The organism is Achromobacter marplatensis (genome assembly GCF_049060505.1).
In the GTDB taxonomy this organism is placed as follows: Bacteria; Pseudomonadota; Gammaproteobacteria; order Burkholderiales; family Burkholderiaceae_B; genus Achromobacter; species Achromobacter marplatensis_A.
Genome location: NZ_JBMGRB010000001.1, coordinates 938,970 through 964,361 on the forward strand (window position 1 = coordinate 938,970; position 25,392 = coordinate 964,361).

At 63.5% G+C, this 25,392-nt stretch carries 23 protein-coding genes; 16 read left to right on the top strand and 7 right to left on the bottom strand.

The window, feature by feature from the left end; translation table 11 throughout:
- The first annotated feature begins 35 nt into the window (after positions 1–35).
- Positions 36–167, top strand: a complete 132-nt coding sequence (locus ACI0FO_RS04230; protein ID WP_313624465.1) for an entericidin A/B family lipoprotein — start codon at positions 36–38, stop codon at positions 165–167.
- A gap of 204 nt (positions 168–371) precedes the next feature.
- Here ACI0FO_RS04230 and ACI0FO_RS04235 read toward each other — a convergent pair whose 3' ends face one another.
- From ACI0FO_RS04235 to ACI0FO_RS04245, 3 genes are read right to left on the bottom strand one after another with little or no spacing between them, the layout of a single operon-like run.
- Positions 372–2,078: a PhoH family protein gene (locus tag ACI0FO_RS04235; RefSeq protein WP_416024338.1), complete on the bottom strand. Its 1,707-nt coding sequence runs from the start codon at positions 2,076–2,078 to the stop codon at positions 372–374.
- Positions 2,079–2,134: 56 nt separating this feature from the next.
- Complete coding sequence (locus ACI0FO_RS04240) at positions 2,135–2,599, bottom strand: peroxiredoxin (protein ID WP_105558433.1); 465 nt, start codon at positions 2,597–2,599, stop codon at positions 2,135–2,137.
- The gene (locus ACI0FO_RS04245) at positions 2,596–3,057 is read right to left on the bottom strand and encodes an Mth938-like domain-containing protein (RefSeq protein ID WP_105558550.1); all 462 of its coding nucleotides are present in this window, start codon (positions 3,055–3,057) and stop codon (positions 2,596–2,598) included. The genes ACI0FO_RS04240 and ACI0FO_RS04245 overlap by 4 nt, the downstream gene beginning before the upstream one ends.
- Positions 3,058–3,288: 231 nt before the next feature.
- Between ACI0FO_RS04245 and alaC the strand changes: the two genes are divergently transcribed.
- The 4 genes from alaC (at position 3,289) to ACI0FO_RS04265 (ending at position 7,755) form a co-directional block, all read left to right on the top strand.
- Positions 3,289–4,476, top strand: a complete 1,188-nt coding sequence (gene alaC, locus ACI0FO_RS04250; protein WP_416024341.1) for an alanine transaminase — start codon at positions 3,289–3,291, stop codon at positions 4,474–4,476.
- A 162-nt stretch (positions 4,477–4,638) separates the two neighbouring features.
- Complete coding sequence (locus ACI0FO_RS04255; RefSeq protein WP_310033193.1) at positions 4,639–5,943, top strand: homoserine dehydrogenase; 1,305 nt, start codon at positions 4,639–4,641, stop codon at positions 5,941–5,943.
- On the top strand, positions 5,940–7,349 hold the full coding sequence (gene thrC / locus ACI0FO_RS04260; RefSeq protein ID WP_416024343.1) for a threonine synthase: 1,410 nt from the start codon (positions 5,940–5,942) through the stop codon (positions 7,347–7,349). Before ACI0FO_RS04255 ends, thrC begins: the two co-directional genes overlap by 4 nt.
- A gap of 184 nt (positions 7,350–7,533) precedes the next feature.
- Complete coding sequence (locus ACI0FO_RS04265) at positions 7,534–7,755, top strand: YgdI/YgdR family lipoprotein (protein ID WP_105558436.1); 222 nt, start codon at positions 7,534–7,536, stop codon at positions 7,753–7,755.
- A gap of 78 nt (positions 7,756–7,833) precedes the next feature.
- On the opposite strand, the gene ACI0FO_RS04270 is transcribed toward ACI0FO_RS04265, so the two are convergent.
- Together ACI0FO_RS04270 and pepN are read right to left on the bottom strand one after the other, a co-directional pair.
- Entirely contained in the window at positions 7,834–8,853 is a 1,020-nt protein-coding gene (locus ACI0FO_RS04270) for a class 1 fructose-bisphosphatase (protein ID WP_416024345.1), read from the bottom strand.
- 10 nt (positions 8,854–8,863) lie between these two features.
- The gene (pepN, locus tag ACI0FO_RS04275) at positions 8,864–11,569 is read right to left on the bottom strand and encodes an aminopeptidase N (protein WP_416024346.1); all 2,706 of its coding nucleotides are present in this window, start codon (positions 11,567–11,569) and stop codon (positions 8,864–8,866) included.
- Positions 11,570–11,732: 163 nt separating this feature from the next.
- On the opposite strand from pepN, the gene ACI0FO_RS04280 reads away from it, so the two are divergent.
- Positions 11,733–12,356: a DUF4136 domain-containing protein gene (locus ACI0FO_RS04280; protein WP_416024559.1), complete on the top strand. Its 624-nt coding sequence runs from the start codon at positions 11,733–11,735 to the stop codon at positions 12,354–12,356.
- Positions 12,357–12,443: 87 nt separating this feature from the next.
- Here the strand turns inward: ACI0FO_RS04280 and ACI0FO_RS04285 are convergent, their stop codons facing one another.
- On the bottom strand, positions 12,444–12,827 hold the full coding sequence (locus tag ACI0FO_RS04285; protein ID WP_416024348.1) for an H-NS family nucleoid-associated regulatory protein: 384 nt from the start codon (positions 12,825–12,827) through the stop codon (positions 12,444–12,446).
- A gap of 224 nt (positions 12,828–13,051) precedes the next feature.
- On the bottom strand, positions 13,052–13,393 hold the full coding sequence (locus ACI0FO_RS04290) for a hypothetical protein (RefSeq protein ID WP_416024350.1): 342 nt from the start codon (positions 13,391–13,393) through the stop codon (positions 13,052–13,054).
- A gap of 271 nt (positions 13,394–13,664) precedes the next feature.
- On the opposite strand from ACI0FO_RS04290, the gene tldD reads away from it, so the two are divergent.
- The 10 genes from tldD to glcF all read left to right on the top strand — a co-directional run bounded on the left by tldD (position 13,665) and on the right by glcF (position 25,368).
- On the top strand, positions 13,665–15,125 hold the full coding sequence (tldD, locus tag ACI0FO_RS04295; RefSeq protein WP_416024352.1) for a metalloprotease TldD: 1,461 nt from the start codon (positions 13,665–13,667) through the stop codon (positions 15,123–15,125).
- Positions 15,126–15,403: 278 nt separating this feature from the next.
- Positions 15,404–16,477, top strand: coding sequence for a 3-deoxy-7-phosphoheptulonate synthase AroG (gene aroG / locus ACI0FO_RS04300; protein WP_416024354.1), 1,074 nt, complete (start codon positions 15,404–15,406; stop codon positions 16,475–16,477).
- Between the two features lie 103 nt (positions 16,478–16,580).
- Entirely contained in the window at positions 16,581–17,990 is a 1,410-nt protein-coding gene (locus tag ACI0FO_RS04305) for an FAD-binding oxidoreductase (protein ID WP_416024355.1), read from the top strand.
- A gap of 243 nt (positions 17,991–18,233) precedes the next feature.
- Positions 18,234–19,199 (top strand): Bug family tripartite tricarboxylate transporter substrate binding protein, encoded by a 966-nt coding sequence (locus tag ACI0FO_RS04310; protein ID WP_416024357.1) that lies wholly within the window; start codon positions 18,234–18,236, stop codon positions 19,197–19,199.
- 10 nt (positions 19,200–19,209) lie between these two features.
- Positions 19,210–19,728, top strand: coding sequence for a 2,4'-dihydroxyacetophenone dioxygenase family protein (locus ACI0FO_RS04315; RefSeq protein ID WP_416024359.1), 519 nt, complete (start codon positions 19,210–19,212; stop codon positions 19,726–19,728).
- 10 nt (positions 19,729–19,738) lie between these two features.
- Positions 19,739–20,455: an SDR family NAD(P)-dependent oxidoreductase gene (locus ACI0FO_RS04320; protein ID WP_416024361.1), complete on the top strand. Its 717-nt coding sequence runs from the start codon at positions 19,739–19,741 to the stop codon at positions 20,453–20,455.
- Positions 20,456–20,499: 44 nt separating this feature from the next.
- Positions 20,500–21,375, top strand: a complete 876-nt coding sequence (locus ACI0FO_RS04325; protein WP_416024363.1) for an IclR family transcriptional regulator — start codon at positions 20,500–20,502, stop codon at positions 21,373–21,375.
- 132 nt (positions 21,376–21,507) lie between these two features.
- A complete protein-coding gene (locus tag ACI0FO_RS04330) occupies positions 21,508–23,007 on the top strand; it encodes an FAD-linked oxidase C-terminal domain-containing protein (protein ID WP_416024365.1) in 1,500 nt (499 codons plus the stop codon).
- Between the two features lie 12 nt (positions 23,008–23,019).
- Positions 23,020–24,126 carry a glycolate oxidase subunit GlcE gene (glcE, locus tag ACI0FO_RS04335; RefSeq protein WP_416024366.1) on the top strand — a complete coding sequence of 369 codons (1,107 nt, stop codon included), beginning with the start codon at positions 23,020–23,022 and terminating at the stop codon, positions 24,124–24,126.
- Between the two features lie 6 nt (positions 24,127–24,132).
- On the top strand, positions 24,133–25,368 hold the full coding sequence (gene glcF, locus ACI0FO_RS04340; protein ID WP_416024368.1) for a glycolate oxidase subunit GlcF: 1,236 nt from the start codon (positions 24,133–24,135) through the stop codon (positions 25,366–25,368).
- Positions 25,369–25,392 lie beyond the last annotated feature (24 nt).

A 25,392-nucleotide genomic window follows, 5' to 3' on the forward strand; every position in this document is an offset into this window, starting at 1 on the left:
GGCACCCTTTTCTTTTTTTGTTCAGGAGTTCCAGCATGCGCGGCAAGATCGTGGTGACCGCCTTCGTCGTGTTCGGGTTCGTGCTCGCCGGTTGCAATACCGTCGCGGGCATGGGCAAGGATATGTCCCGGGCCGGCAACGCCATTACCAACGCGGCCGACAAGTAACCGTCCCCGCCGTTGCGTAGGATGGGTGTAGCGCGAAGTTTTCTGAAACAGAACCCGGAAATCAAGCGCGCGTAACCCATCGTCTATAAGAAAAAAAGCGCCTGGCTTATAGCAAGCCAGGCGCTTTTTTTCTTTCTGGACATGATGGGTTACGCGCGTTGTGCGTTCCTGTTTCCAGGGAGAACGTCTCGCGCTGCACCCATCCTACAGCACATCCCCCGCGTAGTCGGCCAGGCGGGAACGCTCGCCGCGTTGCAGCGTGACGTGCCCCGAGTGCGGCCACCCCTTGAAGCGGTCGACGACGAACGTCAGGCCCGAGCTGCCTTCGGTCAGGTACGGCGTATCGATCTGGGCGACGTTGCCCAGGCAAATCACCTTGGTGCCAGGGCCCGCGCGGGTCACCAGCGTCTTCATCTGCTTGGGCGTCAGGTTCTGCGCTTCGTCGATGATCAGATACTTGTTCAAGAACGTGCGGCCGCGCATGAAGTTCAGCGACTTCACCTTGATGCGCGAACGGATCAGGTCCATGGTGGCGGCGCGCCCCCAGTCCCCGTTGCCTTCGCCGTCGCCCATGTTGAGCACGTCCAGGTTGTCTTCCAGCGCGCCCATCCACGGCAGCATTTTCTCTTCTTCCGTGCCAGGCAGGAAGCCGATGTCTTCACCGACGGGCACCGTGACGCGCGTCATGATGATTTCGGTGTAGCGCTTGGTCTCCAGCACCTGCGTGATGCCCGCGGCCAGCGCCAGCAGCGTCTTGCCCGTGCCGGCCTGGCCCAGCAGCGACACGAAGTCGCACTCCGGGTTCATCAGCAGGTTCATGGCGAAATTCTGCTCGCGGTTGCGCGCCGTGATGCCCCAGACGTTGTTCTTGCCGTGGGTGTAATCGCGCAAGGTCGCCAGCACCGCCATTTTGCCGCTGACTTCGCGCACCTGCGCGTACAGCGGCATCTGGCCTTCAAAGTAGACGAACTGGTTGACGACGAACTGCGAGCACAGGGGGCCATGGATGCGGTAGAAGGTGGTGCCGCCTTGCTGCCAGGACTCTACGTCCTTGCCGTGCTTGTTCCAGAAGTCTTCGGGCAGCTGCATCACGCCCGAATACATCAGGTCCGAGTCTTCCAGGACGTGGTCGTTGAAGTAGTCTTCGGCGGCCATGCCCAGCGCGCGCGCCTTCAGGCGCATGTTGATGTCTTTCGACACCAGCACGACCTCGCGCTGCGGGTACTTTTCCTGCAAGGCCCGGACGACGCCCAGAATCTGGTTATCGGCCTTGCCCATCGGCAGGTCGGAGGGCAGGGTGCTATGGATGGCCGTCGTCTGGAACATCAGGCGCCCGGTGGCGTCCTTGTTGCCCAGCTTGGCCAGTTCCAGCCCCTCGTCCAGCTGCGTGGCATCCTGCACCAGCGCATCCAGCGAACGGCTGACCTGGCGCGCGTTGCGCGCCACTTCCGACATGCCCTTCTTCTGGTGGTCCAGCTCTTCCAGCGTCATCATCGGCAGGAAGATGTCGTGCTCTTCGAAGCGGAACAGCGAGCTGGGATCATGCAGCAGCACGTTGGTGTCCAGCACGAACAGCTTGCGCGGCGCGTTCTGGGCGCGGGCCTTGCCGCGCTTGGAAGAAGCGGTCTTGGCCACGGCCGCGCGCGCTGGCGTGGGGGCGGGGACGGCGGCAGGAGGGGGGGGCGGTACTTGGCGGGCGGGCGCGGGGATCTGCGCCTTGCGTGCCGGGGACGTCATGCCGTCGAGTTCGGGCTGGACGAGCATGTCGTCCTCGTCGTCGTCGGCAAGGACGGCTTGGGTGTTGGACCGCGCAGCGGCGGTCTTGGTTGTGCGGGCCTGCGCCCGGGCGGATTCGCCCGAGGGGAAGGTCAGGATGGCTGCGGGGCGGGTGGGCAACTTCGGAAGCGGCATATGCGTCACTCTCCAGGGTGGGCCGGCTATAGCGCCTGACGGGTATTCCTGTACGGCTAACCGATGCTTTTCGCGGCCTGCAGGACTTCCTTGGCGTGGCCCGGGACCTTCACCCCGCGCCACTCCTGCACCAGCACGCCATACGCATCGATCAAAAAGGTGCTGCGCTCGATGCCGCGCACCTGCTTGCCATACATATTCTTCTGCTTGATGACACCGAACAGATTGCACACGGTTTCGTCGGTGTCGGCGATGAGAGGGAAAGGAAGTTCGTACTTGGCCTTGAAATTCTCGTGCGATTTCAACGAATCGCGCGAGATGCCGATGACCACCGCGCTGGCCGCCAGGAACTCGGCGTTCAGGTCGCGGAAATCCTGGCTTTCGGTCGTGCAGCCAGGCGTGTTGTCCTTGGGGTAGAAATACAGGATGACGGCGCGGCCCTGGCATTGTTCAAGGCTGATCGGACCAATGGTGCTTTCAGCGGTGAATTGCGGGGCGGGCTTGCCGATACTGGGCGTCATTTCTGGGAATCTCCGTTGGGAGGGATGAGGGCGACCACAACGCGGCGGCCCTCCGCCATCAGGATGTTGTAGGTGCGCGAGGCGGCGTGCGTGTCCATGATCTCGACGCCAATGCCCATGGCCAACAGGGGACGCAACACTTCGGGGCGCAAGAACTGTTGCCGGGCGCCCGTGCCGACCAGCAGCACTTCGGGCGCATTGGCCGGGCGGCTGGGCGTGGCTTCCGGTTCATCCAGGAATGCCATGGGATCGCGGACGGGCTCGGTCAAACCGGCCGCCTGATGCAACAGGGGGGAGGTAATGTCGGCCGGCGACTCAACGGGCCATTCGGTCACTTCGCCTTCGGGGCCAAAGGCGACCGAGGAGGAAAAACGTACCTGGTTGACCTCGATATAACCCTCACCGTATGCGGTGACAGTGTTCAGAGCGGCCGTCGCAGGATCGGTATGCAGCTTCAATAAAAACTCCGGCTTTGTGGCTTGATAATAGCGCATCAGGATGTACAGATGTTGCACTGTATCCACTCGGGAAATGGGGGTTTTTCCCCTCCATTTGCCGCCTAGGCGTCCTTGCGCTAGATTACAGGGTTTTGCTGCACTGCAATCGTGTGCTGGCGTGGCTTTTAGCCCCTTTCCCCTTCGCGCGACCGCGCCCGGTTTTTGCCCCTTTCGCCCCTAAGGATTCCCGTCATGAGGAAGTTCTCTCGCATCGAGCGTTTGCCGCCGTACGTTTTCAACATTACCGGCGAGCTCAAGATGGCGGCCCGCCGGCGGGGCGAGGACATCATCGATATGTCGATGGGCAATCCGGACGGCCCCACGCCCAAGCACATCGTCGACAAGATGGTCGAGGCCACCACGCGCCCGACCACCCACGGTTACTCGGTGTCCAAGGGCATCCCGCGCTTGCGCAAGGCGATCTGCGATTGGTATCAGCGCCGCTACGCGGTTGAATTCGATCCAGACTCCGAAGCCATCGTCACCATCGGCTCCAAAGAAGGCCTGGCCCACTTGATGCTGGCCACGCTGGACCGCGGCGATACGGTGCTGGTGCCCAACCCCAGCTATCCGATCCACATCTACGGCGCCGTCATCGCCGGCGCCAACATCCGTTCGGTGCGCATGACGCCGGGCGTGGATTTTTTCGAGGAACTGGAACGCGCCGTGCGCGAGTCCATCCCGAAGCCTAAAATGATGGTGCTGGGCTTCCCCAGCAACCCGACCGCCCAATGCGTGGACCTGTCGTTCTTCGAACGCGTGGTGGCGCTGGCCAAGGAACACGACATCCTCGTCGTGCACGACCTGGCCTACGCCGACATCACCTTCGACGGCTACGTGGCGCCTTCCATCATGCAAGTGCCCGGCGCGCGCGATGTCGCCGTCGAGTTCTTCACCATGAGCAAAAGCTACAACATGGCGGGCTGGCGCATCGGCTACATGGTCGGCAACCGCGACCTCGTCAACGCGCTGGCGCGTATCAAGAGCTATCACGACTACGGTACGTTCACGCCGATCCAGGTGGCGTCCATCGCTGCCCTGGACGGTCCGCAGGATTGCGTGAACGAGATCGTGGCGCAGTATCAAAGCCGCCGCGATGTGCTTGCGCGCGGTCTGCACGAAGCAGGTTGGAATGTGGAAATTCCGAAGGCGTCCATGTATATCTGGGCGCAGATCCCCGAGCCCTACCGGGCGATGGGCTCTTTGGAATTTGCCAAGCGTGTCCTGTCGGATGCGAAGGTGGCCGTGTCCCCCGGGATCGGCTTCGGCGAGTATGGCGACGATTACGTACGCTTCGCTCTTATCGAAAACGAGCAGCGCACCCGCCAGGCGGTGCGCGGCATCAAAGATATGTTCCGCAAGGACGGATTGCTGAAATAGGGCCCCCCGTAGCGCTGCGCGCTGCCCCCCAGGGGGCATGCTGGCGGACCGGCGGAGCCGGATCCGCGGCATCCCGATAAGGGGCCGCACTTGTTTCTTGCGTGAGCAATTTGGAGAACTGAAATGAATTCCCCTCAACGCCCGCCCGCAGAAGGCGGCGCGATGAAACCCATGAAAGTGGGCCTGCTTGGTCTTGGCGTGGTTGGCGGCGGCACGTGGACCGTGCTGTCGCGCAACGCCGAGGAAATCGCGCGCCGCGCCGGCCGCCGCATTGAAGTCACCCGCGCCGCCGTGCGCGACGTAGCCAAGGCGCGCAGCCGCGTCGGCGACTCGATTCTCGTCGACACCGACGTGCACGCGCTGGTGCGCGACCCCGAAATCGATATCGTCGTCGAACTGATCGGCGGCGACACGCTGGCACTGGAACTCGTGATGGAAGCCATCGCGAACGGCAAGCATGTCGTCACCGCGAACAAGGCCCTGCTGGCCAAGCATGGCAACGAGATCTTCGCCGCCGCCTACGAACGCGGCGTGATGGTCACGTTCGAAGCGGCGGTCGCCGGCGGCATCCCCATCATCAAGGCGATCCGCGAAGGCCTGACGGCCAACCGCATCCAGTGGGTAGCCGGCATCATCAACGGCACCACCAATTTCATCCTCTCCGAAATGCGTTCGCGCGGCCTGCCGTTCGCGGACGTGCTGGCCGAAGCCCAGCGCCTGGGCTACGCCGAAGCCGATCCCACGTTCGATGTGGAAGGCGTGGATGCCGCGCACAAGCTGACCTTGCTGGCCTCGCTGGCCTTTGGCGTGCCGGTGCAGTTCGACCGGGCCTACATTGAAGGCATTTCGCAGCTGGCCGCCGAAGACATCGAGCACGCCGAACGCCTGGGCTACCGCATCAAACTGCTGGGCATCACCAAGCGCCGTCCCGATGGCATCGAAATGCGCGTGCATCCGGCGCTGGTGCCGTCCGAGCGCCTGCTGGCCAACGTTGAAGGCGCGATGAACGCGGTGCTGGTCAAGGGCGACGCCGTCGGCCCCACGCTGTACTACGGGCAGGGCGCGGGCGAAGAACCCACCGCGTCGGCCGTCGTCGCCGACCTGGTCGACGTCACCCGGCTGCATACCGCCGACCCGGGCAACCGCGTCCCGCATTTGGCGTTCCAGCCGGATGCCATGTCCGATACGCCGATCCTGCCGATCGAGTTGGTCAGCACGTCGTACTATCTTCGCTTGCGCGTCGATGATCAGCCCGGCGTGCTGGCGGATATTGCGCGCATCCTCGCGGACCGCTCGATCTCGATCGGATCGATGATCCAGCAGCCTTCACACATCGGCGGCGCCGACATCATTTTCCTGACGCACGAGGCCGTGGAAGGCAACGTCAACCAGGCCATTGAGCGCATCGAGTCCTTGCCGTTCGTCCGGTCCAAGGTCACCCGATTGCGCGTGGAGCACCTGACATGAAATACATCTCTACCCGTGGCGGCATGAATGCCCTGGGGTTCTCCGACATCCTGCTGGAAGGCCTGGCGCCCGACGGCGGTCTGGCCATGCCGGAGCAACTGCCGCAAGTGTCCGAGCAGACGCTGGAATCCTGGCGCGGCCTGTCCTACGCGGACCTGGCGTTCGAAGTGCTGTCGCGGTTTGCCACCGACATCCCGGCGGACGACCTGCGCCGCCTGACGCGCGCCGCCTACACACAAGAGATCTTCAATAGCGAAGACATCGTCCCGCTGCGTCCGCTGGGCGCCGGCCTGTCGCTGCTGGGATTGTCCGAAGGGCCGACGCTGGCCTTCAAGGACATGGCCATGCAGTTCCTGGGGCAGGCCTTCGAATACGTGTTGGCCAAGCGCGGCACCACGCTGAACATCGTGGGCGCCACCTCGGGCGACACGGGGTCGGCAGCCGAATACGCCCTGCGCGGCAAGCAGGGCGTGGCGGTCTTCATGCTGTCGCCGCATGGCCGCATGAGCGCGTTTCAGCGCGCGCAGATGTACTCGTTGCAAGACGAGAACATCCACAACATCGCGGTGCGCGGCGTGTTCGACGAAGCCCAGGACATCGTCAAGGCGCTGGCCGGCGACCTGGAATTCAAGACGAAGTACCGTCTGGGCGCCGTGAACTCCATCAACTGGGCGCGCATCGCCGCCCAGGTGGTGTACTACTTCCACGGCTGGCTGCGCGCCACCGACAAGCCGGGCCAGCAAGTGTCTTTCGCCGTGCCGTCGGGCAACTTCGGCAACATCCTGTCGGGCCACATCGCGCGCGGCATGGGCTTGCCCGTGCGCCGGCTGGTGTTGGCCACGAACGAGAACAACGTGCTGGAAGAGTTCTTCCGCACCGGCATCTATCGTCCGCGCCCCGCCGAACAGACCTACGCCACGTCCAGCCCCTCGATGGATATTTCGCGTGCCTCCAACTTCGAACGCTTCGTGTTCGAACTGGTGGGCCGCGACGCCGCTCGCGTCAAGGCCTTGTGGGCCGCGCTGGCCAAGGATGGTTCGTTCGATCTGTCCGATCTCAAGCCGCAGTTCGAATCGCGCTATGGCTTCGTGTCGGGCGCAAGCTCGCACGAAGACCGCTTGGCGACCATCCGTTCCGTCTACGACGAGACGGGCGTGCTGGTGGACCCGCACACGGCCGATGGCGTGAAGGTCGCGCGCGAATTCATCGAACCGGGCGTGCCTATGCTGGTGCTGGAAACCGCCTTGCCGGCCAAGTTCTCGGAAACCATCGAAGAAGCGCTGGGTCGTCCGGCCACGCCGCCGGGCAACCTCGCCAACCTGGAATCCCTGCCGCAGCGTGTGGAAATCATGGATTGCAGCGAAGCCGCCGTGCGTCGTTTCATTGAGGCGAACGCCAAAGTGTGATGGTGTAACCGCTTGCGCATTCTGTAAGCGAGAAGAACCCCTCCCGGGTATGCCTGCGAGGGGTTTTTTTACGATGTGGGACGCTGGAATTACGTTCTCATGCATTTTGACCACAACCCGACACGGGTTCGGGGCCGGATTGCCGATACAGTGAATTCACCATTCACACTTGGAGAACACGCCCATGAACCTGAAGACCATGACGTTGGCCCTGGTGGTGACCGGAGTTGGGGTGCTGGCCGGATGCTCGTCGCCCTCGGTCATTCAGAATCGGGACGGAAGCTCGACCGTGACGCCCGACACGCCGTCTTACGACAAGAAGTCCGGCATGTATGAATACGACAAGGACGGCAAGAAGGTCCAAATCAACAAGGACGACGTGAAGTCCATCGAAGAGGTCAAATGACCGTTCGCGCGCCTTGCGCGCGATAAAAAAAAGCCCCTTGAGCGAAACTCAAGGGGCTTTTTCAATTCCGACGGGAGATCACTTCGCCGCTTCTTCCGCGTGATAGCGGCCTACGCGGTCGACTTCGTTCTTCGAGCCCAGGATCACGCTGACGCGCTGGTGCAGCTTGTCGGGCTGGATTTCCATAATGCGCTGCTCGCCGTTGATCGATGCGCCGCCTGCCTGTTCGACCAGGAAGCTCATCGGATTGGCTTCATACATCAAGCGCAGTTTGCCGGCCTTGCCGGGCTCGCGAGCGTCCCAGGGGTACATGAAGATGCCGCCACGGGTCAGGATGCGATGCACGTCCGCCACCATCGAGGCGATCCAGCGCATGTTGAAGTCCTTGCCCAACGGACCGGTCGTGCCGGCCAGGCAGTCGTCGACGTAGCGCTTCACCGGGGGAGCCCAGTGACGCATGTTCGACATGTTGATCGCGAATTCCTTGGTGTCTTCCGGCACCCGGATGTTCTCGTGCGTCAACACCCACGATCCCATTTCGCGGTCCAGCGTGAAGCCCACGACGCCATTGCCGATCGTCAGCACCAGCATGGTCTGCGGACCGTAGACGGCATAGCCGGCCACGACCTGTTTGTCGCCCGGTTGCAGGAAGTCCTGTTCGCAGACGGGCGCGCCCGACACGTTGTGCGGGGCATGCAGCACCGAGAAAATCGTGCCGATGGAGACGTTGACGTCGATGTTCGACGAGCCGTCCAGGGGATCGAACAGCAGCAGGTATTCGCCCTTGGGGTAGCGGTTCGGAATCAGGTGGATGGTTTCCATCTCTTCCGAGGCCATGGCCGCCAGGTGGCCGCCCCATTCGTTGGCTTCCAACAGAATTTCGTTGGACAGCACGTCCAGCTTCTTCTGCACTTCGCCCTGGACGTTTTCGCTTTCCAGGCTGCCCAGGACGCCGCCCAAGGCGCCCTTGCTGACGGCATGGCTGATGGCCTTGCAGGCGCGCGCGACCACTTCAATGAGCAGTCGCACTTCCGGTGCAAGGGCTTGGGCGGAACGCTGTTGCTCCACCAGGTATTGAGTCAGTGTTTTACGTTTCAAAAAGGTCTCCCTATGCTGCAAATTCTAAAGCTTTGGATACGATTTCCTGCACATTGCGCGACAGGCCCTCGTGGGCGCGCACGCGTTGCAGGGCGGCCTGCATGGGCGTTCTCAGGGCCGGCACGAAGCGCGACCAATTGTCCAGTGCGCGGGCCAGGCGCGCCGCGATTTCCGGATTCAACGCGTCAAGCGCCAACACCTGCTCGGCCCAGAACGCGTAGCCGGTGCCATCCGGGTGGTGCATGCCGCGCGCGTTGTTCAGGCAGAACTGGAAAATCAAGGCGCGCGCCCGGTTCGGGGTGCGCAGCGTGAATGCCGGATGCGTCATCAGTTCGCGCGCGGTCTGCACCGTGGTCGAACGGGCGGCAGCCTGCAGGGCGAACCACTTGTCGACCACCAGCGGATTGTCGCGCCACTTGTCGTAGAACGCAGCCAGCGCTTCCTGCGGGAAGTCGCCCTGGCCGTAATTGATCAGGGCAGACAGCGCGGCCATGCTGTCGGTCATATTGCCTGCGCGTTCGTATTGGTGCTCGGCCAGGCGCTGGGCGTCGTGTTCGCCCGCCGCCAGCAAATGGCTCAGTGCCAGGTTTTTCAGTGCGCGCATGCCGGCGGGCACCGGGGCCGGGCTGTACTCGCCCGGCGTCTGGTTCTGTTCAAACGCCAGGCGGAATTCCGGGGCAAGCTGGCGGCCAAGTTCCGCGCGCAGGAAGTCGCGGGCCACGGCCAGCGCTGGCGGATCCACGGCATGCATGCGTTCGGCCAAGGTTTTTTCGGACGGTAGCGCCAGCGCGCGGGCGCGGTAGGCGGCGTCGATAGCCGGGTCCGTGAGCAGCGCACGCCATGCGTCGATAAAGGCGGCGTCGGCGTGCAGCGTGCGGCCCGCCTGGCGCGCCTCGGCCAGCGCCAGGATTTGGCGCGTGGCCAATTCCTGGCCGGCTTCCCAGCGCGCGAACGGATTGCCGTCGTGCGCGGACAGCAGGGCCAGTTCTTCGTCGGCCCAGTCATAGTCCACGATGACGGGGGCCGAGAAATCACGCAGCAGCGAGGGCACGGGGCGTTCGGCGATGTCATCGAACACCCATTGCTGGCTTTGCGTCGTCAGTTCCAGCAGGGCCGTGTCATGGACGGCGCCGTCAAGCCGCAAGGGCAGGGCGCGGCCGTCGCGGGCCAGCAAGCCGATGGCGAAGGGGATATGGTACGGCGCCTTGACGTAGTCGGCGCCGGCCTTTTTCTCGACGCCCACCGGCTGGCAGTCTTGCGTCAGCGTGACCGTGCAGCGGCGCGTAGCCGCATCGTGTTCCAGTTTGACGGCGACGCGCGGCGTGCCGGCCTGGCGATACCAGCGGCGGAACACGGACAAGTCGCGGCCGGGGTGTTGGCCGACATACACCGATTCCATGGCGGCGACAAAATCGTCGCAGGTCACGGCCTGGCCGTCGTGGCGGCGGAAATACTCGTCCATGCCGGCGCGGAAACCTTCTTCGCCCAGCAGGGTGTGCTGCATGCGGATGACTTCGGCGCCTTTCTCGTACACGGTGGCCGTGTAGAAGTTGCCGATTTCCTGGTAGCTCTCGGGGCGGATGGGGTGAGCCATGGGGCCCGCGTCTTCCGGGAACTGAGCGGCGCGCAACGCCACCACGTCGTCGATGCGCTTGACCGCGCGCGCGCTGGCCGCCGCCGTCGCGTCCATGCCGTGCGCCATCATGTCCGCGCTGAATTCCTGGTCGCGGAAGACCGTCAGGCCCTCTTTCAGGCTTAACTGAAACCAGTCGCGGCACGTGACGCGGTTGCCGGTCCAGTTGTGAAAGTACTCGTGTCCGATGACGGACTCGATGCCTTCGTAATTGGCGTCCGTGGCCGTGTCGGCATCAGCCAGCACGTAGGCGGCGTTGAAGATGTTCAGGCCCTTGTTCTCCATGGCGCCCATGTTGAAGTCATGGACGGCCACGATCATGAAGCGGTCCAGGTCCAGCTCCAGGCCGAAGCGGGTTTCGTCCCAACGCAGGGCGCGCACCAGCGAATCCAGCGCCCATTCCGTCTTGGTTTCCGAACCCGGGTCGCTATAGACCTGCAGCAGCACATCGCGGCCGCTGGCCGTTTTGACCTGGGTCTCGCGGTGCGTCAGGTTGCCGGCCACCAGCGCGAACAAGTAGCAGGGCTTGGGGAACGGGTCTTCCCATTCGACCTCGTTGCGGCCGTCGGGCAACTGGCGCGACGCGATCAGGTTACCGTTGGACAGCAGCACCGGATAGTCGGGGGCCGCACGCAACGTCACGCGGTAGCGCGACATGACATCGGGCCGGTCGGCGAACCAGGTGATGCGGCGAAAGCCTTCTGCTTCGCACTGCGTGAAGAAGTTGCCGCCCGAGACATACAGGCCCATCAGCGTGGAATTGGCGGACGGTTTGCAGCGGCTGACGATCTCGACCGTGGCCTCGGCCGGCAAGCCATAGATCGCCAGGCTGTGATCCGACAGGTGATAGCCGTCGGCGGCCAGCGCCGCCCCGTTGACGCCTACCGAGACCAGTTCCAGGTCTTCTCCATCCAGGATCAGGGCTGCATCGGCGCTAGCGCCGGGTTTGCGTTGCACGCGCATGGTGCAGCGTACCTCGGTGGCGTCGGGCGCCAGATCGAAGGCCAGCGCAACTTCTGGAATGTCGTAAGGGTAGGGCTGGTAATCCTTGCGAAAAACGGTAATAGGCGTGTCGGTGCGCATGGAATGGCAGTCCTGATTGAACGAGGGTTCTATTGTAGTAGTGGCTGCGGCGGCCCGCTTGAAGCTTGCGGGCTACGGCAAACTTTTTGCCGTGAGCCGTGTCAAAGCTCAGTATGATGGCGCCGTCGCGCGCTAGAGGAGTCGCAAAATGTCCAGATTGTCGATGTTCAGTGTAGGCCGTTGGGCCGGTTTATTGGCCGTTGCGGGAGTCCTGGCATTGGCCGGATGCGCGGCGCCTTCGGTATCGGCCCGGGTTACCTCGTTCCAGCAATGGCCCACTGGCGTCGAAGGCCAAACTTATCAGTTTGTCGCGTCCGATCCCAATCAGGTCAATAATCTGGAATACCAGTCTTATCAGGACATGGTGCGCGCCGGCATTGGCGCAACGGGCCTGGTCGAGGCCGCGCCGGGGTCCAAGGGCCGCTTCGATGTCTCGTTCACCTACGGTACCAGCCAGACCCAGATCATGGTGCGGCGCCCTTATGACCCGTACTTTTATGGCGGTTACGGCTATGGCGGCTATTACGGCCCGCGCCCCTGGGGGGGCGGTTATGGCTACTGGGGCCCGGACTGGGTCGATGTGCCCATGGCTGTCCAGCGCAATACGCTCAGCCTGAAGATCCGCGATACCCAGCGCAATGGGGCCGAGGTATATCGTTCCACCGCCTTCATACTGAGCCAAGGCGATGATTTCATGCGCACGATGCCCTATCTGGTCCGGGCAATATTTGACAATTTCCCCGGCAATAATGGGGCGGAACGCGAAATCGAATTCCCACTTCGCTGAAGTCCGACGGTCTTTCCGGCAGGAGCCTTAAATAAAATCGGCGCACCAATTTGGTGCGCCGATTTATTTGTTACTGCCGGATAGGTTTTATTCTTTGATAAGGAAACTGTCGCGTGTCGCGCCGGCAGCTTCTTCAGCGGCGAGCCAGCGCGGGGCTTTGCCGCGGCCGCTCCAGGTTTCACCGGTTTGGGGGTGGCGATACTTCGGCGCAACGGCGCGCTTGGCAGCGGTAGCGGGGCGCCCGGCCGCGCCAGCCTTGCGTCGGCCGCCAGCGGCAGCGCGCACCGGCTTGCCGGCGCCATAGGCCGCGATGATCTCTTCCGGCGTGATGTCATATTCGCGCATGGAAGTGATGATGGACGTGATCACGGGCTTACGGCGCTTCGTTTGAAGGACTTCGGCCTTCTTCTGGAGCTTGTTGATTTCCTTTTCAATCTTTGCTTGGAGTGCTGCGTACGTTTCTCGGGCCATGGTTTATTCCTGATTATGGAACTGCTTTAATCGCCGGCGAAGTTATGTTTAATTGTTGTGCTTCGCATAATACAGAAGTTACGGCTTGACTTCTCTATTTTCGGACTAATTACTTTGTATCAAAAGGGCCGGAGAACCTTTGGGCTCACGGCTGTCCGGCATGAACAAGTGTTGGGAAGAATATTCCCAAATTTAGGATAACTTGAAACAGATGCCACTTTGGTTCACAAGGCGGACGAATCGGGCGAGATAAGTGTGTCTCGACGTATTTTTGTTTCATATCGCGCACAAATCGCCCCGGTTCGGTCTGATGCCGGGATCGCTTTAATGGCGTTCCAGCATTTTAAGGCCGGCATTTGCGCCCGATCTTTCATTGCCTCGATCTGATGACAAAAACCTCCCTGATCGGTGGTTTCGGCTCCACGCCATGCATTTTGGCTTTCCCGGTCTTTGAGAATGATATGGGGGTGAAACCACCCGAGCGGGCGCTCGGGTGGCATTTTTTTCTGGCTTGTATGACGAGTTCGATGCATTTGCAGCCCTTGTACGCCAAGGCTGTCGTTCATGCCGGCTCGTCGCGCCGGACCCTGACAAAACTGTTATGTGGCTGAACAATATTTGGTCGCAATTGCTTAACTTGATACTCAATATTGCGTCCCCATCTGTTCAGCTGTGCATAATGTCCCGCCATTTTCGCTGCGGCGTCGGCGTGGCCGGCCCGCCTCCTCTTTTGGTGCGGGGTGGGACGCCGGCCCCCGGTCGGCGTTACGATACGGTCTTGAGCGTCAACGCAAGCGCGCGCGACCGTGCCGCGCCGGCGCCCCATGAATAGAGCCTATGAAAATCACTGATCCCGCTATCGCATCCCTTGCCACCGCCAAATCCCTGCTGCTGGACCCCTGGGGCCTGACTGAAGCGGATATGGCGCGCGCACTGGGTGAAATCTTCACCCACAAGGTCGATTACGCCGACCTGTACTTCCAGTACACGCGCAGCGAGGGGTGGAGCCTGGAAGAGGGCATCGTCAAGACCGGCAGTTTTTCGATCAGCCAGGGCGTGGGCGTGCGCGCCGTCAGTGGCGAGAAGACTGCTTTCGCTTATTCCGATTCCTTGTCGGCGGATGCGCTGCTGTCGTCGGCGCATGCCGTCCGGGGCATCGCGCGCCGTGGCGCGGGCAAGGTCAAGGTGGCGGCGCATGTCGAAGCCGAGATGGGCCGCAGCCTGTACGCCGACATCGACCCCGTGGCGACGCTGAGCGCGCCGGAAAAGGTCGCGTTGCTTGAACGCATCGAACGCATGGCGCGGGCGCGCGACCCCCACGTCATCCAGGTGATGGCGGGGTTGGGCGCCGAGTACGACGTGGTGCTGGTCGCAGGTAGCGACGGCCGCCTGGCCGCCGACGTGCGTCCGCTGGTGCGTCTGTCGCTGACCGTGATCGCCGAACGCAATGGCCGCCGCGAAATGGGCCATGCCGGGGGCGGCGGACGCCTGGGCCTGGCGTATTTCACCGACGAAATGCTGCAAGGCTACGTCGAGCGCGCCGTGCACGAAGCCATGGTCAACCTGGATGCGCGACCCGCGCCGGCCGGCGAAATGACCGTGGTGTTGGGGTCGGGTTGGCCCGGCATTCTGCTGCATGAAGCCGTGGGCCATGGATTGGAAGGCGACTTCAACCGCAAGGGGTCCAGCGTGTTTTCGGGCCGCATCGGCGAACGCGTCGCGTCCAAGGGCGTGACCGTGGTGGATGATGGCACGCTGCCGGACCGCCGCGGCTCGCTCAACATCGATGACGAAGGCAACGCCACCCAGCGCAACGTGCTGATCGAAGACGGCATCCTGCGCGGCTACATGCAAGACACGCTGAACGCCCGCCTGATGAAGACCGCTGCCACCGGCAACGGCCGCCGCGAATCCTTTGCGCATCTGCCGATGCCGCGCATGACCAACACGTACATGCTGGCGGGCGACAAGCCTGCCGAAGAAATTGTGTCGTCCGTGAAGCGTGGGCTGTATGCCGTGAACTTCGGCGGCGGCCAGGTCGATATCACCAGCGGCAAGTTCGTGTTCTCGGCCTCCGAGGCCTACATGATCGAGGACGGCAAGGTGACCTACCCGGTCAAGGGCGCCACCCTGATCGGCAATGGTCCCGACGCCATGACCCGCGTCACGATGATCGGCAACGACCTGCAGCTGGATTCGGGCGTCGGCACGTGCGGCAAGGACGGCCAGAGCGTGCCGGTGGGCGTGGGCATGCCGACCGTGCGCATGGAAGGCCTGACCGTCGGCGGCACGGCCTAGGCCTGAAGTTCGGGCCGCCGCGTCCGCTAAAAACGATGTGACGGCCCGAAAAAACTGTGCTAGAGTCAATCCCCATGAAATTCTCGTCCCCCGCCTTTTATTTTTATTTTTATGGTTTTCTGAAGCCGCTGGCGGAGGAAGGGACGCGCTCAATCTGAAGTTTGGAAAGAATCCCCCCAAAAAAGCCGCCAGCGAACTGGCGGCTTTTTTTGTGCCGCCAGGATCGGGATAGACCGATCGGGATAGACCCCGTTGGCGGGCAACCCAGGAGCAGTACCGTGTCACACAATACCGACGACCTTCGTATCCGAGAAATCAAGGAATTGAACCCGCCTGCGCACGTGATGCGCGAGTTCGCGTGCACGAAGGGGGCGTCCGATACCGTATTTGCCGCCCGCCAGGGCATGCACCGCATTCTTCACGGCATGGACGACCGCATGATCGTCGTGATCGGGCCGTGTTCGATTCATGACACGCGTGCCGCCATCGAATATGCAAAGCGCCTGAAGCCGGTGCGTGACCGCCTGAGCGCCGACCTGGAAATCGTGATGCGCGTGTACTTCGAAAAGCCGCGCACCACGGTGGGCTGGAAGGGCCTGATCAACGATCCGGACCTGGACGGCAGCTTCGACATCAACAAGGGCGTGCGGGTGGCGCGCCAACTGCTGCTGGACATCAACAGCCTGGGCTTGCCGGCGGGTTGCGAGTTCCTGGACATGATTACGCCGCAATACATCGCGGATCTGGTCTCCTGGGGGGCGATCGGGGCACGGACGACGGAAAGCCAGGTGCATCGCGAGCTGGCTTCGGGCCTGTCGTGTCCGGTGGGATTCAAGAACGGCACGGACGGCAACGTGAAGATCGCCGTCGACGCCATCAAGGCCGCGTCGCAGCCGCACCACTTCCTGTCGGTGACCAAGGGCGGGCATTCGGCGATTGTGTCGACGGCCGGCAACGAAGACTGCCACGTCATCCTGCGCGGCGGCAAAACGCCGAACTACGACGCGGCCAGCGTCGACGCTGCCTGCAACGACGTGTCCAAGGCCGGACTGGCCCAGCGCATCATGGTGGACGCCAGCCACGCCAACAGCAGCAAGGATCCCGAGAACCAGCCGCGGGTGATCGAGGACGTGGCGCGCCAGATGGAAGCCGGCGACGCGCGCCTGGTCGGCGTCATGGTGGAAAGCCACTTGCTGGGCGGACGCCAGGACATGGTGCCGGGCAAGCCGCTGGTCTACGGCCAGAGCATCACCGACGGCTGCATCGACTGGGACGCGTCGGTAGCCGTGCTTGACCGCCTGGCGCATGCCGTGCGCGAGCGCCGCCGGGTTGCGCTGACCTCTGGCAAATAAAGCCCGCGCGCGCGCCGCCTGCCGCCTGCCTGGGGCGGTGTGCGGCGCAGCACGCGCGGCGGCGTAGAATATTCGGTTACCGAACCCCGAGAACACGCTGATCATGAATGCTCCCTTGCACGCTGAAACGTTGCGCCGCCCGGTGCCGGCCGCCTGTCTGGATGCCCTGCGCGCGCGCTTTGGCGACCGCCTGTCCGAGTCCTCCGCCGTGCGCGAACATCATGGGCGCGACGAGTCGCCGTACCCGCCCATGCTGCCCGACGCCGTCGTCTTCGCGCACACCACCGAAGAAGTGGCCGAGATCGCCAAGCTGTGCAATACGCATCATGTTCCGCTGATACCTTACGGCGCGGGCTCTTCGCTGGAAGGCCACGTGCTGGCGATCCAGGGCGGCATCAGCCTGGACCTGTCGCAAATGAACAAGGTGCTGGCGATCAACGCCGAAGACCTGACGGCCACCGTGCAGGCGGGCGTGCTGCGCAAGCAACTGAACGAAGAAATCCGCAACACCGGCCTGTTCTTCCCAATCGATCCGGGCGCCGACGCCAGCCTGGGCGGCATGGCCGCCACGCGCGCATCGGGCACCAATGCCGTGCGCTACGGCACCATGCGCGAAAACGTCATGTCGCTGACAGTGGTGACCGCCGACGGCCGCATCATCCGCACGGCGGGCCGCGCGCGTAAATCGTCGGCGGGCTACGATCTGACGCGTATCTTCATCGGTAGCGAAGGCACGCTGGGCATCATCACGGAAGTGACGGTGCGCCTGTATCCGCAACCCGAGGCGGTGTCCGCGGCGGTCTGCAATTTCCCCACGCTGGACGATGCGGTCCAAAGCGTGATCGAAATCATCCAGATGGGCGTGCCGATCGCGCGCGTCGAGTTCATGGATGCCGCCAGCGTGCGTTCGGTCAACCAGTACAGCAAGCTGACCTTGCGTGAAACGCCGCTGTTGGTGTTTGAGTTCCACGGCAGCCCTGCCGGCGTGCAAGAGCAGGCCGAAACCGTGCAGGCGATCACGGCCGAGCATGGCGGGATGGATTTCGAATGGGCCGAGCGCCCCGAAGACCGTAGCCGCCTCTGGACCGCGCGCCACAACGCCTACTTTGCCGGCCTGCAATTGCGGCCCGGCTGCCGCGCCAGCACCACCGACGTTTGCGTGCCGATCTCGCGGCTGGCGGATTGCGTGCGCGATACCGTCGAGGAACTGGACCGCGCAAGCTTCCCGTACACCATCGTCGGCCACGTCGGCGACGGCAATTTCCATGTGCTGATGCTGTTGGACGCCGACAATCCGAAGGAATGGGAAGAGTCCGAAACGATCAACCATAACTTGGTTCGCCGCGCGATCGCCGCGGATGGCACCTGCACGGGCGAACACGGCGTGGGCTTGCACAAGATGCAGTTCATGGCCGAAGAGCACGGCGAGGACGCGCTGGATCTGATGCGCAGCCTGAAGCATGCGTTTGATCCGAACAACATCCTGAACCCGGGCAAGATCGTGTCTTGGTAAGCCCCGCGCGGCGACTGCCGCGCTTGCACTGCCCCAAAGCCGACGGCATCGACCGTCGGCTTTTTTTGGCTCGCGCGGCACGAGCGCATATCGATTTCCAGTGACACCCGTCGGTAAATCCTTTACGCTTATTTTTCGTAGACAAATGTCCACATTGTGGATATTAACGAAAAGGTGTCTGCGAAAAGCCAAAAAATGGGCGATGCCTCGACAGAAGGCACGGCCTGAACCAAGGAGACAAGGATGTCGATGAGACAAGGTTTGATGGCGGCCGGCCTGCTTGTGGCCGGCCTGACGGCGACGCTGCCTGCGCACGCGCAGGCGGATAGTTATCCGAACCAGCCGGTCACGCTGGTGGTGCCGTTCCAGCCGGGGGGCGGCACGGACGCCGTGGCGCGCACGTTCGCCAAGGTCTCGGCACAGTACTTCCCCAAAGGGATGGTGGTGCTGAACAAGGCCGGCGCCGGCGGCGCGGTGGGCTGGAAGTACGTGCTGAACAGCAAGAACGACGGCCACACCTTGACCGTGGTGACAGCGGAGTTCGTGATACTGCCGCTGCTGGGCCTGTTCGACCATACCTACAAGGATTACACGCCGCTGGTGCAACTGAACGCCGACCCCGCCGCGATCGTGGTGCCGGCCAATTCTCCCTACAAGACCCTTGACGAGTTCATGGCGGCCGCCAGGAAATCGCCGGCCACGCTGAACGTGGGCACCTCGGGCACCGGCTCCATCTACGACGTCGCGCTGAGCGCCTTCGAGGTCAAGTCGGATACGCGCTTCACGCACATTCCGTTTCCGGGTTCCGGGCCGGCCCTGCTGAACCTGCTGGGCGGCCAGCTGGATGCGGTGGCGACCAGTCCCGCCGAGGCATCCGAGTACGTGCGTGCCGGCAAGTTGCGCCTGCTGGTGCTGATGAGCGACAAGCGCGTGCCGGAATTCCCCGATGTGCCGACGGCCAAGGAGAAGGGCTTGGATGTGGCGTATGGCACCTGGCGCGGCATTGCCGGCCCGAAAGGCATGCCGCCCGCCACCGTGGCCAAGTTGAAGGAAGTGTTCGAGAAAGTGGCGCAAGACCCGCAGCTGATCTCCGCGATCAAGGCCCAGAACCTGGGCTACGTCTATGCCGACGGCGATGCCTTCGAAAAGAAAATGGCCGCCGAGACCGCCGACTACGCGCAGGTCCTGAAAACCTTGAGCATCAAGTGAGCGATAAGTCATGAGCCAAACGACCGCAGTGCCTACCCCCTACCGTTACCCCAACCCCAAGGAAGCGCTGCCCGACATCGTCGTGCCGCAAGCGATTCCGGATGACGAACGCGTCTGGGTGCCGCAAGCCGAGCAAGTCTGGTTCCGGCCGCTTTGCCTGAACGTGTCGCAAGGGTATTGGATGAACCTGCTGCGCGTGCGCAGGTCGGGCGTGCTGAGCTGCCATCGCCATCCGCAGGCGGTGCACGGCTATGTCATCAAAGGGTCTTGGCGTTATCTGGAGCACGACTGGATTGCCCGCGAAGGCAGCTACGTGTTCGAACCGCCAGGTGAAACGCATACCCTGTATGTGCCGGAAGACGTGGAGGAAATGATCACGATGTTCCAGGTCAACGGCGTGATGTACTACTGTGACAGCGAAGGCCGGCACACGGGCTATGAAGACGTGTTTACCAAGCTGGACATGTGCCGCAAGCACTACGAAAGCGTGGGGCTGGGTTCGGACTATGTCGACCAGTTCATCCGCTGAGGACGCCGCCATGAGTTTTCAGGCAGGGCTGTTTCACAACAAGACCGCCGTGGTCACGGGCGGCACCCAAGGGCTGGGCCGCGGCGTGGCCGAGGCGCTGGCGCGTCTGGGCGCACGCGTGATCGCGGTGGGTTTGCCCTCCTCGGAAGCGCCGCCCGCGGGCGTGGAGGTGGCCACGCTGGACGTCACGCAGGCGGATGAGGTCGCGCGCTTCGCCGCCACGCTTGCGCACGTAGACATCCTGGTTAACTGCGCCGGCGTGATTTTCCGGCAAGAAGAGTTCAAGCTGCCGGTGTTCGAGCGCGTGCTGGACATCAACCTGACGGGCACCATGCGCGTGTGCGAAGCGCTGCGGCCGCAACTGGCGCGCGCCAAGGGGTGCATCGTGAACACCGCGTCGATGCTTAGCTTCTTCGGGGGCGGCCTGGTGCCGGCTTATAGCGCCAGCAAGGGCGGGGTGGCGCAATTGACCAAGTCGCTTGCTATCGCCTATGCGGATGCGGACATCCGGGTCAACGCGGTGGCGCCGGGGTGGATCGCCACGCCGTTGACCGAAGCCTTGCAGAAAGATCCGGCACGCGCCTCGCGCATTCTGGAACGCACGCCGCTCAAGCGCTGGGGAACGCCGCATGACGTGGCGCAGGCGGTCATGTTCTTGTGCTCGCCAGCGTCGGCTTTCATGACGGGCGTGGTGATGCCGGTGGATGGCGGCTACATGGTAACCTGACCCGCGCGCCGGCTTGCCGGCGCGCTTTGTCACGGAAACCGCCCATGAAAGCCCCCCGCGTGAAGCCTCACCGCGCCGCCCGCGCAGACGCCGCGCCGACCTCGTCGGCCGCGGCATCCGCGGCACCGCCCGCGCTTGCGGTAGCCCCCGTTGCCGGCACCGCTTCGTTCTCCAAGTTCATGCGCGTGCTGGATGCCATCGCATCGGGTGACGATATCGCCTGGACGGTGAACGCCTTGAGCGCCAGGCTGGGTTATCCGCGTCCGACAATCTATCGCATCGTCGAGGCGCTGATCGCCGAACAGTTGCTGGTGCCCAAGCGCAATGGGCAGTCCTTCGGGTTGGGACCGCGGCTGGTCAGCCTGGCCAGCCGTGCGCTGGAAAGCTCCGATATCCGGCAGCTATGCAAAGACCACCTGTTCGACCTCAGGGCGTTGACACAGGAGACGGTGCATCTGGCCGTGCCCGACCGGTCCGAAATGACCTATATCGACAAGCTGGAAAGCCCCAAGGCCGTGCGCATGAATTCGCGGCTGGGCAGCCGCGTGACGCTGTACTCCAGTTCGGTGGGCAAGGCTTATCTAGCCCAACTGCCTGCGGACGCGCGCGACGCGTTGATCCTGGGACTGGATTTCAAGGTGTTCACCGACGCGACGTTGCGCACGCCGCAAGCGCTGCGCAAAGAGCTGGAACAGGTGCGCCAGCAGGGCTACGCGGAAGACCGCGAGGAAAACGAAAAAGACATTTTCTGCTTCGGCTGCGCCATCACCGACAAGCAGGGCGCGCCGGTGGCGTGCGTCAGTTTGAGCATTCCCGCGTTCCGCATGAGCACCGACCGGACCGCCAGTTATATCCGTCCGTTGGTCGAGACGTGCGCGGCTATCTCCAGAAAGCTGGCGTTGCTGGATTTCTCGGGCTGAACGGCTGCGGCTTTTCAACGACAATCGCCGTCTGGAATTACGGCTGGTTACGTGTGTGTAGCAGGGATCGTCGACTGGATGCGGGTAAATCCCGGCCTGTTTTAAGGGACTGGTCGCGCTATTGTTGCGCTCATGAATTCACTGGTCGAAACCGGCCTGGCACAAGTGCAGGCGCCTTATTCGTTGCAGCAGCTCATCGAGGCGTTGTCGGCCGCGTTGCCCGCGCACTGCGTATTATTCCGCGAAGAAGACACGCGCCCCTACGAGTGCGACGGCTTGTCGCTGTATCGGGCGCTGCCTGCCGTGGTGGCATTGCCCGAAACCGAAGAGCAGGTGCAGGCGGTCATGCGCATCTGCAAGCGCTTGAATGCCCCCATCGTCGCGCGCGGCGCCGGCACCGGCCTGTCGGGCGGCGCCATGCCGCACAGCCAGGGCGTGCTGCTGGGCCTGTCTAAATTCAACCGCATCAAGCATATCGATCTGGCCAGCGCCACGGCGGTCGTGCAGCCCGGCGTGCGCAATCTGGCCATCTCCGAGGCCGCTTCGCCTTACGGGCTGTACTACGCGCCTGACCCCTCGAGCCAGATCGCCTGTTCGATTGGCGGCAACGTCGCCGAGAATTCCGGCGGCGTACATTGCCTGAAGTACGGGCTGACCGTGCACAACGTGCTGCGCGTGCGCGTGGTCACGATCGACGGCGATGTCGTCGAACTGGGGTCCGAAGCGCCGGATGCGCCCGGCCTGGACCTGCTGTCCGTGTTCATCGGCTCGGAAGGCATGTTGGGCGTGGTCACCGAAGTCACGGTCAAATTGATTCCCAAGCCGGCTTGCGCGCAGGTCGTGATGGCTAGTTTTTCCAGCGTCGAGGCAGCCGGCAACGCGGTCACGCAAGTGATTGCCGCGGGCATGATTCCGGCGGGGTTGGAAATGATGGATCGCCGCGCCACGCACATGGTCGAACCGTTCGTGCGCGCCGGTTACGACATGGACGCGCAAGCGATACTGCTATGCGAATCCGACGGCACGCCCGAAGAAGTGGCGCACGAGATCGCCCGGATGGAAGCGGTGTTCCGCGCCGCCGGCGCCACGCGCTGCCAGGTGTCCGCGTCCGAGGCCGAACGCCTGAAATTCTGGGCCGGACGCAAGAACGCATTTCCGGCCGCGGGCCGCGTGTCGCCCGATTATTACTGCATGGACGGCACGATTCCGCGACGCCATCTGGCGCGCGTGCTGGGCGCCATTGAACAGATGGAAGATGAATTCGGCTTGCGCTGCGCCAACGTGTTCCACGCGGGCGATGGCAATCTGCATCCGCTTATCCTGTTTGATTCGAACAAGCCGGACGAGGTGGAGCGGGCAGAGAAGTTCGGGGCCGCTATTCTCGAGCTATGCGTGCAGGTAGGAGGGACCGTGACCGGAGAACACGGTGTGGGTATGGAGAAAATAAATCAAATGTGCGTGCAATTCTCTCGCGAAGAACTCGACGCGTTCCTGGCGGTCAAGCGGGCGTTCGACCCCCCGTGCCTGCTGAATCCTGAAAAAGTCATTCCCACGCTGGCCCGCTGTGCCGAATACGGCAAGATGCACGTCCATGCGGGTGAGCTGCGCTTCCCCGATCTCGCCCGTTTCTAGGACGCATTCCTTATGGATTTTGTCCTGTCGGAATTGTGCGACCAGGTCATGACGGCCCGTGCCGGTCACAAGCCGCTGTTTGTGATGGGCGGAGGAAGCAAGGCGTTCTACGGTAATTACCGCCCGGTAACCCCGCAAGACGGTCACTGCCTGTTGGACATGACGTCGTATCGCGGCATCGTCAGCTACCACCCGTCCGAGTTGGTCGTGACCGTTCGCGCGGGCACGCCGCTGGCCGAGCTGGAGGCGGCGCTGGCCGAGAACGGCCAGATGCTGGCATTCGAGCCGCCGCATTTCGGGGCCGCCGCGACGGTAGGCGGTTGCGTGGCGGCGGGGTTGTCCGGCCCGCGCCGCATGAACGCGGGCGCTTTGCGCGACTTCGTGCTGGGGACGCGCCTGCTGGATTCCGAAGGGCGCATCCTGGCGTTTGGCGGAGAAGTCATGAAGAACGTGGCCGGCTACGACGTGTCGCGCCTGCTGGCCGGTTCGCACGGCATTTTCGGTGCGCTGCTGGATGTCTCGATGAAGGTCGTGCCACGGCCGATGGAAGAGCTGACGCTGGTCTTGCCCGCTACCCAGGCGCAGGCGCTGGCCAGCTTCGCGCTATGGCGCGGCAAGCCGCTGCCGATTTCGGCCACCAGTTGGACGGGCGCGGACGAACACGCCGAGGGCGCGATGCACGTGCGCTTGTCGGGTGCGCCGCCTGCCATCGCCAGTGCGCGCCAGGTGATTGGCGGAGATCCCTTGGATCCCGACACCGCGGCGGTCTGGTGGCGCGCGTTGCGCGAACAGACGCACGCCTTCTTCGTACCTGGCCAGCCGCTATGGCGCCTGGCCTTGCCGCCCACGGCCGCCGTGTTGGGCATGGGTCCGACACTGATCGAGTGGGGCGGCGGGCAACGCTGGCTGTCCGGCGTGCGCGACGCTACCGAGCTGCGAGACGCCGCCGCGCGGCTGGGCGGGCATGCCACCCTGTTTCGCGTGGGCAACGGCAAGCCGCCGGCGGACGGCGTATTCCATCCGCTGGCGCCCGGCATCGCGTCGATCACACGCCGCCTCAAGCAAGAGCTTGATCCGGCTGGCCTGTTCAACCCCGGCCGCCTGGTCCTGGAGCTATAGCGCATCATGCAAACCAACCTGGCATCCTGGGCGCGCGACACCGAACTGGGCAAAGAAGCCGACGCTATCCTGCGGCGTTGCGTGCATTGCGGGTTTTGCACGGCCACCTGTCCGACCTATCAAGTACTGGGCGACGAGCTGGATAGCCCGCGCGGTCGTATCTACCTGATCAAGCAAGTGCTGGAGGGCGCGGAGCCCACGCAGTCCACGCAGCAGCACCTGGACCGCTGCCTGACCTGCCGCAATTGCGAAACCACATGCCCGTCCGGCGTCGAATATGGACATTTGATCGATATCGGCCGCAAGATCGTGGACGAGCGCGTGCCGCGTTCCTGGACTGAAAAGGCCAAGCGCAATTTCCTGCGGCACGCCATGTTGTCGCCGATGTTCGCGCCGGCGATGCGGATGGGGCAAGCCGTGCGCGGCTTCCTGCCCGAAGCGCTCAAGCGCAAGGTGCCCGAACGCCGCGACGCGGGGCCGCTGCCCGCGGTGGCGGGTCATGCTCGGCAAGTGTTGATGCTGGCGGGCTGCGTGCAACCCGCCATGATGCCCACCATCGACGCGGCCACCATCCGCGTGCTGGACGCCGTCGGCATTGGCGCGCGCATCGCGCCCGGCGCCGGTTGCTGTGGCGCGGTGAGCTTCCATCTGGATGCGCAGGAGGCGGCGCTGGCGCAGATGCGCGCCAACGTCGACGCCTGGTGGCCGCTGATCCAGGATGGCGGGGTCGAGGCCATTGTCATGAACGCGTCGGGGTGCGGCGCGATGGTGAAGGAATACGCGCATCACCTGAAGCACGATCCGGCCTACGCCCAGAAGGCTGCGGATATCGTCGCGCTGGTCAAGGACGTGGCCGAGATCGTGGCGCCGCATGCCGACCAATTGCGCGCGCGCTTGCCCGCCGGCACGCGCGCCGCGTTCCATCCGCCCTGCACGTTGCAGCACTGGCAAGGGCTGCGGCCGTTGTCGGAGCGGCTTCTGGTGGATTTGGGGTTCGAATTGCTGCCGTTCGCCGACAAGCATTTGTGCTGCGGTTCGGCGGGCGCCTATTCGGTGCTGAACCCGGAGATCGCGCTGGAACTGCGCGACCGCAAGCTGGGCGCCATCGCGGCGGGCGGGCCGGATGTGATCTTGTCGGCCAACATCGGCTGCATCGGCCATCTGCAAAGCGGCACCGACACGCCGGTGCGGCATTGGGTGGAAGTCGTCGACGAGCAGTTGCGAAAGGCGGTTGCCGCATAGCGGCACGGAGGCCCGCGAACGCCC